Annotated in this window: 11 protein-coding genes; 7 read left to right on the top strand and 4 right to left on the bottom strand. The window is 46.2% G+C overall.

All coding sequences use genetic code 11. The annotated features are described in order from the left end of the window. Window positions 1-376: 376 nt before the first annotated feature. The 4 genes from HMPREF2909_RS00775 to HMPREF2909_RS00760 form a co-directional block, all read right to left on the bottom strand. Window positions 377-1,573 (bottom strand): cobalamin-independent methionine synthase II family protein, encoded by a 1,197-nt coding sequence (locus HMPREF2909_RS00775; protein ID WP_071414865.1) that lies wholly within the window; start codon window positions 1,571-1,573, stop codon window positions 377-379. A 346-nt stretch (window positions 1,574-1,919) separates the two neighbouring features. Continuing rightward, window positions 1,920-2,600, bottom strand: a complete 681-nt coding sequence (locus HMPREF2909_RS00770) for a thymidine phosphorylase (RefSeq protein WP_071414864.1) — start codon at window positions 2,598-2,600, stop codon at window positions 1,920-1,922. Continuing rightward, window positions 2,590-3,648, bottom strand: a complete 1,059-nt coding sequence (locus HMPREF2909_RS00765; protein ID WP_071414863.1) for an NUDIX hydrolase — start codon at window positions 3,646-3,648, stop codon at window positions 2,590-2,592. The genes HMPREF2909_RS00770 and HMPREF2909_RS00765 overlap by 11 nt, the downstream gene beginning before the upstream one ends. Before the next feature lie 5 nt (window positions 3,649-3,653). Further along, the gene (locus HMPREF2909_RS00760; protein WP_071414862.1) at window positions 3,654-5,903 is read right to left on the bottom strand and encodes an RNA degradosome polyphosphate kinase; all 2,250 of its coding nucleotides are present in this window, start codon (window positions 5,901-5,903) and stop codon (window positions 3,654-3,656) included. 547 nt (window positions 5,904-6,450) lie between these two features. Here HMPREF2909_RS00760 and HMPREF2909_RS00755 point away from each other — a divergent pair. The 7 genes from HMPREF2909_RS00755 (at window position 6,451) to HMPREF2909_RS00725 (ending at window position 10,807) form a co-directional block, all read left to right on the top strand. Beyond that, complete coding sequence (locus HMPREF2909_RS00755) at window positions 6,451-7,398, top strand: CpaE-like family protein (protein WP_148130762.1); 948 nt, start codon at window positions 6,451-6,453, stop codon at window positions 7,396-7,398. A 5-nt stretch (window positions 7,399-7,403) separates the two neighbouring features. Continuing rightward, on the top strand, window positions 7,404-8,468 hold the full coding sequence (locus HMPREF2909_RS00750) for a TadA family conjugal transfer-associated ATPase (RefSeq protein WP_084797181.1): 1,065 nt from the start codon (window positions 7,404-7,406) through the stop codon (window positions 8,466-8,468). Next, window positions 8,465-9,106 carry a type II secretion system F family protein gene (locus tag HMPREF2909_RS00745; protein WP_071414860.1) on the top strand — a complete coding sequence of 214 codons (642 nt, stop codon included), beginning with the start codon at window positions 8,465-8,467 and terminating at the stop codon, window positions 9,104-9,106. Before HMPREF2909_RS00750 ends, HMPREF2909_RS00745 begins: the two co-directional genes overlap by 4 nt. Beyond that, a complete protein-coding gene (locus HMPREF2909_RS00740) occupies window positions 9,103-9,603 on the top strand; it encodes a type II secretion system F family protein (protein ID WP_148130761.1) in 501 nt (166 codons plus the stop codon). Before HMPREF2909_RS00745 ends, HMPREF2909_RS00740 begins: the two co-directional genes overlap by 4 nt. Window positions 9,604-9,749: 146 nt before the next feature. After that, a complete protein-coding gene (locus tag HMPREF2909_RS00735; protein WP_084797180.1) occupies window positions 9,750-9,983 on the top strand; it encodes a DUF4244 domain-containing protein in 234 nt (77 codons plus the stop codon). A 13-nt stretch (window positions 9,984-9,996) separates the two neighbouring features. After that, window positions 9,997-10,404 carry a TadE/TadG family type IV pilus assembly protein gene (locus tag HMPREF2909_RS00730; protein ID WP_168165252.1) on the top strand — a complete coding sequence of 136 codons (408 nt, stop codon included), beginning with the start codon at window positions 9,997-9,999 and terminating at the stop codon, window positions 10,402-10,404. A 10-nt stretch (window positions 10,405-10,414) separates the two neighbouring features. Then, a complete protein-coding gene (locus HMPREF2909_RS00725; RefSeq protein WP_160300849.1) occupies window positions 10,415-10,807 on the top strand; it encodes an Rv3654c family TadE-like protein in 393 nt (130 codons plus the stop codon). Window positions 10,808-10,809: the final 2 nt, after the last annotated feature.

The raw sequence follows: 10,809 nt of genomic DNA, 5'->3' as shown, positions 1-10,809 counted from the left end.
AACGCTCTACCAAGTCACGCTTCACGAACCACCCTAGGGCTCCTACACACCGCAATAATAACCAGATAAGCTAAACCAAAACCCCACGAAAACCCCAAAAGTCACTTTGCTGGTTTTATAGGTTTTGTTTTGGGTGAGGGGGATGCTTTGCGTTCTGATTTTGCGAGCTTGGTTGCAGATTGTATTCATAGATACACTTGTTATGTCACTTTCCGCTTAAAAGTGGCATAACAAGTGCGTCACTCTTCATATTTCGTATATGCGTGTTCCACGTGAAACACTGCTGAGAAGATGCTCACAATAATGTAAGGCTCGGTTACCGCGCGATATGCACAGCAACTGAGCCTGGACAATTGGTGGAGTGAGGCGTTAGAAACTATGCCAAGTTTTCAGAAGCAATCTTCGCACCCTGAGCCAAGGATTCCAGCTTTGCCCAACCAATATGGGAGTGAATACGTCCACCCATACCGCAGTCGGTAGAAGCAACAACGCGGTCAGCACCCACGATAGAAGCAAAACGTTCAATGCGTTCTGCCACGAGTTCAGGATGCTCCACAATATTTGTAGAGTGGCTAACAACACCAGGAATCAAGTACTTCTCAGCAGGAAGCTCAATATCCTTCCAAATCTTCCATTCGTGTTCATGGCGTGCATTAGCTGCCTCGAAAGTCAAACCGTTAGCGTTAACGGACAAAGCCAAATCCACAATCTTCTTGAACTCCAAATCTGTGGAGTGTGGACCATGCCATGAACCCCAGCATACGTGATAACGCACGAGAGCAGGGTCAATGCCTTCCAAAGCGGAGTTCAAAGCCTCAATGCGCACACGAGATAATTCACGGTAAGCATCTAAATCAGGTTCAACCTTGAACTGATCCCAAGACTCAGTCAAATCTGGAGCATCAATCTGTACTGTTAAACCAGCATCGGTAATAGCCTTGTATTCTTCGCGCAAAGCCTTAGCCCAAGCCCATACGGATTCTTCATCATTATCATAGTAGGCATTACCTACGCGGGCTGCAGAAGCAGGGGATACGCTGGCAATAAAACCATCAGAAACAGGCTTACCTGCCTTCTCTAAAGCGGCCTTCAGTGCGTTAATATCGCGCTGAACAGTTTCCTGACCTGTATACTTAATCTCGCCAGTAACGGTTGGGAACACAACACTTTGCCCATCGGCAATATGAATGCCTGAGGTTGGGTCAGAATAAGCATCTGCAAACTTAACCCAGTCGCGGCGGTCAGTAAATGCATCTAACTCGAGCTTGCCTTCAGGAGTTGGCTTATGTGCAGGTGGATTATCAAGAACTTCCAAACCGCTAAAACGCTGGAAAGAGTAGCTCCACCAAGCGCCGTAATCTACCTTGGTAGTCATGGCATGACCATACTCACCATCGTTCACAATATCGATGCCGATATTCTTCTGCTTTTCAACCACCTGATTTGTTTCATCAGTAACAATCTGAGCAAATTGCTCGTCGCTCAGCTCGCCCTGCGCGTGTGCTTCATTAGCAGCAAGCAGGCTGTCGGTACGTGGAAGCGATCCAACGTGAGTAGTACGAATACGTGCCATGTTTTTCTCCCCTCGAGAAGTAGAACGGATGCAATGTTCTTCATTTTAAGGCAGAGTAGAGTAAAACGAAGTAGTTTTAGCAAAGTAAGGTATAGCTGAAACTTATAACGCGCGTGATAATTGCGTATTCTATGATGTTTAATGTATTTTCAGCTAAGCGAAACAAGCTAAGCAAAACAAGCGAAACCAAACAGTAGAGCAAAGCGTCAAACCGCGAAAGCGCCTGTCGGCGCGCAGGCCGCTCGCAGCGGCAAAAAATGAAGCCCGGGGCTTAAGCACGGCTTGACGCGACTTATATTGTAACGTGTTGAGGGCTCGCGACACAAGTTAAGCAGTCAGAGAAAACTTAATGAAGTTCGCCGCTTCTCCACAGTTTCGCGCCCTGAGCAAATTCTTTTGCTGTGCCCGCTAAATGTTTCGCGTTCTTTATAACCGCAGCGCGATGTGTTCCAGGAGCTAGCTGTGAGGTGCGTTCAAACAAAGCACGCGCTACTACGCCACAGAAGGTAGATGATCTTTCTAAAGCGATAGAAAGATCACCGGTAAAAGCGCCAGACAGAATAGAATCAGCAGTTCGCGCTATATCCGAGGCTTCCGGTGAAATATTAACGCCGGTAATAGCGCTGGCAGCGGTGGGTGGAAGCTCGACTTCGGTCCATAAAACAGCTAAAGACTTCTGATTGCGCTGCATCCACGTGCGCATGGTGTACAAGCGCCACAGAATTCCTGGTAAAGATTCAGCTTCTGAGTTTGCCCATAATTCTGCAATAGTATCCACGCCCTCGGTATCTACGAGGGTAATAACGCGTTGCACAATCTGTTCATCTTGAGTATGGCGAACACGGTCGAGCAGAGCTTCGGCAGTGGAATGTGCTAGCTCACGCAGTGCCTGCGGATCGGCTCCGCCAGCCATATGGTCGATGAGTGCTTGATTGAGCTGCATTGGCCGTGAAAAACGTTGCGCTCCGCTACGATGTGCTGCAAAAGCAGTACCTGCATGAGAAATTCCGGTTGAATTAGAAGACAATAGGTTCTACTTTCTGGACGCTTGTAACAGTGCAAGGATTTGATTCTATGGTAAGAGCTACTGCTTGTCCAGGAGCTAAAGCTTTCTTACCGCGTAAGATTTGTATAAGTTCGCGCGAAACTGTTGGATCTGCTGCTAGAGGAGAGAAAAAATCTGCTGTACTGCTCAAATGCTGCTTGGCAACAATAAGAGCTGCGCAAGGCAAAGATGACTGCATGATATTTTCCATAGTCTGTTCCAACTGCGATACAAAAGGATTGTGTTCAGTTGCATTACTTCCGCGATGGCTATGTTTAGAAGCAGATTCATCAGCGTGACTTAAAGCTCGCACTGGAAGATGAGTGAGATTATGCCACGGCTCTGCTGTGCGCTGGCATGCAACCGTAGTATCTGTATATATTTCGTGAGGCATATAGCAACTTAACTCTGTGACAAGAGCATGTGCTTGAGCAGCTCCCAGAGGAGAGAGCGGACGAGATGGCGACGAGCCGCCCCATTTTTTCTTCGATATGGCGCTTGATTGGCGAGCAATAATAAGCGTGCAGCTATGCTGTTGATGCGCTGAAACGCGGCGAGAAAAATCAAGTAAAATATTTTTATCGTCTGCTCGCGTCAGTAAATTTAAGGCATCATCAATACTGAGCCAGCGTATCTCATCTGTTTCGTTGACGGTACGATGGATTATCTGACCAAAGCTCGCTGAACGCGCGTTGAGCATATGCTCAGGAATATCGCGAGCTATCCAGTAACTGACATATTTCTTTACGCCTGTGCGAGCTTTTTTGTTTGAGACCACGGCATCAGAATTATCAGCACCTAGAACATACGATATACGCGCCAAAGGTGCTTGAAGAACAATATGAACACCTGTTTCCTCAGCAGTTTCACGCACAGCAGCATGAATTAAAGATTCATCAGCGTCGAGCTTCCCTTTAGGAAAACTCCAATCGTTATAGCGCGGACGATGAATAACGCATACGCGCAATTGACCGAACTCGGTAGTGCGATAGACCACCGAGCCAGCTGCTTGAATACTTCGTGATGCCATATTGTTTATGAACGCTTACGACGTGTGTGTTGTTCGATGAGTAATGATTGGCTATCTTGCAAAGGATTGCCTTGTTCATCTGTGCTGTGACGCTCATACGAACCGTCTGACAACATGTGCCACGAACTTGTTGCATCAGACATTTGCGTATCGATATAGTCGAGCAGTTCCTGAATTTGTGCAGGATCTGTGATGCGAACCAATGCTTCAACTCGACGGTCGAGATTGCGGTGCATCAAGTCTGCAGAGCCAATCCATACTTCAGGACCGCTCATAGGACCTTCACCAATTTGCGGACCTTGAGAGTTAGCAAAAGCAAAGATGCGACTATGCTCTAGGAAACGCCCCAAAATGGAGCGTACACGAATAGTGTCGCTAAGACCAGGAACGCCAGGCTTTAGAGCGCAAATGCCGCGTTCAACAATATCGATTTTTACTCCTGCTTGGCTAGCGCGATACAAAGCATCAATGCACTTTTCATCGACAAGGGAATTAACCTTAATCTTAATCCATGCTTCTTTACCGTCGCGGGCTGCCTGTTCTTCGCGCTGAATGCGCTCAATAAGGCCAGTACGAATGGTTCGAGGAGCCACAAGCAAACGATGGAAACTCGATTTTGGAGCATATCCAGACAGCTGGTTAAACAAGCGTGTTAAATCTTGACCAACTACAGGATCGCAGGTGAGCAAACCCATATCCGTATACATACGTGCGGTCTTTGGATTGTAATTACCCGTTCCAATATGGCAGTAACGGCGCAAACCATCGTTCTCGCTGCGCACCACCATCGACAGTTTGGAATGAGTCTTCAAACCCACAATGCCATACACCACGTGTACGCCCGCGCGTTCAAGCTTACGAGCCCACGCAATATTGGCTTCTTCATCAAATCGAGCTTTAATTTCTACCAAAGCCAAAACCTGTTTGCCAGCATGAGCAGCGTCAATCAAAGCATCAATAATCGGCGAATTACCGGAGGTTCGATACAAGGTTTGCTTAATAGCAAGAACCTTCGGATCGTTCGCGGCTTGCTCTAAGAATGCCTGCACAGAGGTAGAGAAGGAGTCGTATGGATGGTGCAGCAAAATATCGTTTTCGCGGATTGCAGCAAAAATATCTTGCGCACGACTGGTCTCTACCTGAGCAATCTGTCGATTCGTTGTTGGAATAAAGGACTTATACTTCAAATCTGGACGGTCAATGCCGTGTAATTCAAACAGGCAGGTTAAGTCCAGCGGAGCTGGCAAACGATAAACTTCAGATTCATCGACCCCCAGCTGAGTAATGAGTACCTTACTGAGATAAGGGCTCGTAACATCCGAGAGCTCCAAACGAATAGGAGGTCCAAAACGACGACGCAGAAGCTCTCGCTCCATAGCATTGAGCAAGTTTTCTGCATCATCTTCTTCAACGTCAATATCTTCGTTACGAGTTAAACGGAAAGCGCGTGCTTCCTTAATCGTCATTCCTGGGAAAAGCGTTTCGATGTGGCTGAGCACAAGGTTTTCCATAGTAATAAAACCATGGCGACGCTTTGCCTGATCATCAAGTGGTGCATTCTCATTGGTTAAGCGGTCTACTGGGTAGAGACGAGGTAAATTATCTGGAATTTTCACGCGAGCAAAATGAGTTTTACCGCTTGCTGCATTCTCTACTAATACAGCCAGATTCAACGAATTACCGGAAATATAAGGGAATGGGTGTGCTGGATCAACCGCCAAAGGAGTAAGTACCGGGAAAATATAGCGGCGATAGACTTTAGTAAGTTTTTCTTGCTCAGAAGGAGTAAGATCTGCCCACTTGAGCATGACTATATGTTCCTTCTCTAAAGCAGGAAGCAAAGTGTCTTTGAAGTAGTGTGCATGCTCGTCTTGCAGACGATGCGCGCCCTCAGTCAGTTCTCGCAACTGCTGACGAGCGCTTAAACCACTTGCACTTGGCACAGCAATACCAGAATTAATGCGGCGTTTGAGACCTGCTACACGCACCATAAAGAATTCATCGAGATTGCTAGCAAAAATAGCTTCGAAATTCGTGCGTTCCAGTAAAGGAAGTGTCTCGTCTTGAGCTAATTCCAAAACGCGCTTATTAAATTTAAGCCAGCTGAGCTCGCGATCGTAGAAACGATCGTCGGGCAGTGGTTTGTAATCCGCGGTAAGAGCGGAATACTTATCTTCTTTTTCGGTTTCTGCAATATGCTCAGCAATTTGATTGCGAAGTATTTGCTTGCTCGGACCAGTAAATTGTTGCACCATAGCTCTAGTTTATTAGGTCGCCTGACTTTTTAACTTTATGAGTTTCTTTATGCGTTCCTTTATGAATCCCTTGATGAATTTCGGAAGTTGGTGTGGGGTGAAAACATAAAAATACCGACCCCCGAAGGGGTCGGTATTTACCAAGTACTTAGTGGAATCTCTGCACAACTTCATTGTTCTGGCGGTAAAGTCTGTTCGTCCGCCCTACTCATTCAGCTCTTCCGTGGCTGCTACATGTGTGGGCCCCACTCTTAAGTTTTGTTCTTGGTACTTTTATTATGCACTCTTTACCGTTATTTTGCCAAATATTTTGGCTATTTTTTATGAAGAAAAATGGGAATCTTCACAATTGAAAATTTACTTCTGATGTTGAGCGAAAGTATGAATATTTTTGCTCACTCTATGAGTGAAAAAATCTAGAAATGTTTGATTCTGTGCAGTTCATAGAAGAGTACTGAATTTATGTGGATAACTCGGCGTGTTTTCACATTGGTTCACATATTCCTCTCACATGGATTTCTGAGTTTATATGCTCCACAGTAGAAATATGACTCACTATTATTCGCCACAACACTCAGTGTTCTCAACGTCCTCAGCGCGCACGCAGGGCGAGGAGCACAAACTGACTATGCCGCCTACAACGGCGGCTCCCGCAACGGCGGTCTCATCGGTAATCCTTCTTCCTATTGTGGGTGCTAGCGGGGGCTTAGGTGCAAGTACTTGTGCCCTGCAGTTAGCTCGACTGTGCGCGCACGAAGGTTTACGCACATGCGTTATCGATGTGGATTTTTCCGGTGGCGGTCTTGATGTGCTTGGTGGATGCGAAGAACAGGAAGGTCTGCGCTGGCATAATATTCAAGCGCCACTGGGGTCTATTGATGCTGAAGGTTTTCTGAACGAACTGATTCAATGGGACGGCATACCTCTTTTACCGTATTCCCCGTGGGAAAATCGAGATACTCAATGGTGGGAGATAAAAGCAGTTTTTGAAGCTGCCAGTGTGCACAGCGATATTATTATTTGCGATTGCGGACGCACTGTGCCCGATAAAGTTATTGCTGCGTGGAAATCCACCCGAGCTCAACTGACCATTATTCCCATTATTCTTATGCAGTGCACAACCTTAGGTATTGCTCGCTGCTCTGTGCTGTTGGAATGTATGCGCCACAATATACATCCGCATTTTTCCGACTGTGAGTCTGCGCTACTATTCGAATCCGCATGCTCAATAAATAAGTTAGTAAGTAAAACACGCAAACGAAATAGCCATATATCAGTTGCACAAGTAGAAGATTTTCTTCACGCTCGCATATATGGTTCTCTTCCCAGCGATCCCCGTATAACTCGTAGCGATGCTCAGGGCTGGCCTCTTCCACAAGCAAAGCCTGAATATGAACGAGTATTACAAGCATTCATCCGCGAATATTGCCTGACGAATAGCCCTGATAAATCTGGTACCACATACAGAAATACGCGAGGAAGGAGAGTGGCATGACAACTATGCTTCTAGGTCCGCTATCTGTTTTCGCTGACGAAAATGGGGTAACAGATATTGCCGTAACAAGTGATGGGCGAGTATGGGTAGATAAAGGCTACGGTATGGTTGAACGCAGTCTCGACATTGGCAGGCTCAGTCCATCTGCTGTACGTGATTTTGCTATTCAACTATGTGCTAGCTTAGGAAAACGTTTAGATGATGCCTGCCCTATAGCTGATGCTTCTTCTCACGATGGAGTACGTGTGCACGCTGTTTTAGCACCTATCGTTCCTCAAGGAGCATCTTTATCGATTAGATTACCCCATAATAATTTGAGCACTCTGGAGCAACTAGGGGAGCAAGGCATGTTTCCTCGTGAATGGATCGTTCTTTTCCATCGGATTATTGCCAGCAAAAAATCTATTCTTATCTGTGGAGGAACAGGAGCGGGTAAAACCACTTTTGTAAAAGCCTTACTATCCGCTATTCCTGATGATGAACGTGTTGTTATGGTCGAAGAAATTCACGAATTAGAACACAGCACGCATATGAATAGAGAATCACTTGTTGTGCGAGACGCTAATGTGGAAGGTGCTGGAGAAGTAAGCTTAAGCAGTTTAGTACGGGCAACAGTGCGTATGCGACCCGATAGGATTGTGCTAGGCGAATGCCGCGGAGAAGAAATAGCTGATTTATTGCGTGCCCTCAATTCCGGTCATCGCGGATCAATCGCTACCATACATGCAGATAGTTTGGAACGGCTTCCCTCAAGACTGTGTACTTTAGGTTTACTCGCCCATATTTCTGTTCCTGCTATGTCTTTATTAGCTGCAGGAGCCTTCGACCTCGTTATTCATATTGAACGTACAGAAACAAGACGACATATTTCTCATATTGGACGGCTGTGCGTCTCGGATGAGGGGAAACTATATGGAGAGCGCCTCAGCTCTTGGGATGGTAAACATGAGCCGCACAACAGTAAAGATTTTGAGCAGTGGTGCGAAAACCTAGTGCCCGCTCTAGATGAAGATAGTCTTAATGTGGATTCAACCATCGAATTCTCTCGAATTGGAGCAACCTTACCATGAAGAGTACGCAATACTGGCGAACTTGCTATGCGCTTCAATCAGTCGAGCAAGCGTCTTCTCCTCGTTATACTCCTACAGAACTTATTGTTAGCCTGATAGCAATACTGAAAGCAGGAGCATCACTGTATGAAGCCTGCGCACAGCTGAGTCATAGACCGCATACCCAAGTAACGATTGATGATTATTTAATGCGCAGACTAGTACACACAACAGTGTATCCAAGCTCTTTTCGTCAGTATGTGACTGAAGATGCTTTTGTACATCAGCTCTGTGCTGTATGCAAGCTCAGCGAAATGGCAGGCTGTTCTACTGCTCAGTGCTTAGAAATATTGTATGAAGATATTCGACGTCACGAGCAACGCAGCCAACGAAGAACAGATGCCACTGCTGTTGCTCGTATGACTATTCGTGTTTTGCTTGCCTTACCTCTTTTTACCTTCTTGGTGAGCAGTCTAAGCGGAGTAGATAGCTTTGTTTTTATGACGTCTTCGCCTCTGGGTTGGGGATGTATCGCTCTGTCTGTGACCTTATATGCCGCCGGTTTAGCGTGGATGAAGGCTTTGCTTAAACGTTTTGAGAAAGCTACGCAGCCGTCACTTATGCCTCAATTTATGATGCTTCAACGAAGAAGGAGATGATGATGTTGTTCATTCACCGAATCCATCAGCTGGTTAGAGGCTCTGACATTGACCGCGCGCATGATTTTAGCCCTGAACTCGTGCTGGAAATGTTGGAAAGCTGCTTGCAGCAAGGAGCATCTTTACCCGCGGCTTTGCGCACAGTGGGATGTGTGCTGAGCAATGAGCAGGGGAAGGCTCTGCAAGATATTGCGCAAGGCTTGATGTCTGCACAAGATTGGGATTATGCGTGGAAGCCGTATCTTACACCGGGATATAGTGTGCTCAGCATTATGCATGATGTTTTAGAGCCAGCATATAAACGAGGAGTATCGCCTTCACTGCGTATTGAAAATGCAATAGAACAATTGCGTGATAACGAAAACTTAGTCGTTAGTTATGCCTCGCATGAGCTAGCTGTAGGTATTTTGCTGCCTCTCGGTTTATGTTTCTTACCTGGTTTTGTTCTGCTCACGGTTATTCCTCTGCTCTCTTCATGGTTTGGTTTGAGTGGATAAGGGTGGACAAAGAAGTAGTTGCGACACGGTTATTCACATTGGTTCACATGTACATTGTGATACCTGATTTTTCAGTTTCACATTCCACAATAGAAATTACAAACTCTTCAGAGTTTGATCTTCACTTAACGAAACAAAGGATAATTATGAAAGACATTATACAAACTATGATGATTCGCTCATTCCTCCATTTGCAGTCTTTCCTGCAACGCAGTACTCGTGCTCTGAGTGTATCCGATGATGGAATGGCTACAGCAGAATATGCAATTGTTCTTGTAGGTGCAACAAGTTTCGCAGGAATTCTGGTTGCTCTGCTCAAATCAGATGCTATTCGTTCCCTCATATCGCAGTTGATTACCAATGCGCTCTCTATGGTATAAAGCGCACTACGCAGTGCGTGCAGCTTTTCAGCAGGTGACCCATGTCATCACTGCTCATGATGGTGGCGCGGTCACCGCTGAATTTGCTGTTGTGTTTCCGACTGTCGTAGCAGTAGCCGTACTTGTGCTAAGCATGACGCGAATTGTTATGGTGCAATTGGATTGTCATGATGCTGCCCGACAAGCTACATACAGTGTTATTCTGTCTGAACAAGCTGGTGCCTCTACAAGCACAGCACAGCGAGAAGCTATTCGCGTTGCCCAACGTAGCGCAGGCGTGAATACTCAGGTGAAAGTGCTATGGGCAAAAGAATCTTTCGACATTCGCACAACCTGTCCAGTAGCTGCGTTGGGGCATGCTCATCTTCCTTTTACAGTTGTTGGTCAAGCCCAAGGAAGTCGTCATGAATGGCTGGAATAAAAATCGATGTGTGAGGTGGTTAAAACAAGCAGATTCTGGTTCAGGCACTGTGCTCGGTCTTGTTATTGTGGGACTTGTGGGCGTGTTGGCAAGCATAATTGTGTGTGCGGGAAGTTATCTCATTTGTCAGTCCCAAGCACATACATATGCACAGCAGATAGCACTAGATGCTGCTTTTGAGCAGCAAATACGTACTTTATCTGAATCAGCATCTTCACGAGGCTCACCATGCGCACAGGCAAGCGCAAAACTGAATAATGATGATTTTAAACTTGCATCGTGTACCGTAGACGGTGAAGATGTGCAAGTTGCAGTAGAAGGAATTCCGCGGGTGGAGTTTCTTCCTCACCCACGTGCGCTAGCGCGTGCAGGTCCAGCACAATGTGTCCCAAGAAATAGGTAGCC

The sequence above is a fragment of the Alloscardovia sp. HMSC034E08 genome (assembly GCF_001813415.1).
Classification (GTDB): Bacteria; Actinomycetota; Actinomycetes; order Actinomycetales; family Bifidobacteriaceae; genus Alloscardovia; species Alloscardovia omnicolens.
The sequence above is the reverse complement of the archived record's forward strand: the minus strand, read 5'-3'. Positions and strand labels throughout refer to the sequence as shown.

Excerpts from the sequence above, each read along its gene's own strand:
- HMPREF2909_RS00775 (WP_071414865.1), bottom strand. The coding sequence starts at position 1,573 with ATGGCACGTATTCGTACTACTCACGTTGGATCGCTTCCACGTACCGAC.
- HMPREF2909_RS00765 (WP_071414863.1), bottom strand. The coding sequence starts at position 3,648 with ATGGCATCACGAAGTATTCAAGCAGCTGGCTCGGTGGTCTATCGCACT.
- HMPREF2909_RS00760 (WP_071414862.1), bottom strand. The coding sequence starts at position 5,903 with ATGGTGCAACAATTTACTGGTCCGAGCAAGCAAATACTTCGCAATCAA.
- HMPREF2909_RS00755 (WP_148130762.1), top strand. The coding sequence starts at position 6,451 with ATGACTCACTATTATTCGCCACAACACTCAGTGTTCTCAACGTCCTCA.
- HMPREF2909_RS00750 (WP_084797181.1), top strand. The coding sequence starts at position 7,404 with ATGCTTCTAGGTCCGCTATCTGTTTTCGCTGACGAAAATGGGGTAACA.
- HMPREF2909_RS00745 (WP_071414860.1), top strand. The coding sequence starts at position 8,465 with ATGAAGAGTACGCAATACTGGCGAACTTGCTATGCGCTTCAATCAGTC.
- HMPREF2909_RS00740 (WP_148130761.1), top strand. The coding sequence starts at position 9,103 with ATGATGATGTTGTTCATTCACCGAATCCATCAGCTGGTTAGAGGCTCT.
- HMPREF2909_RS00735 (WP_084797180.1), top strand. The coding sequence starts at position 9,750 with ATGAAAGACATTATACAAACTATGATGATTCGCTCATTCCTCCATTTG.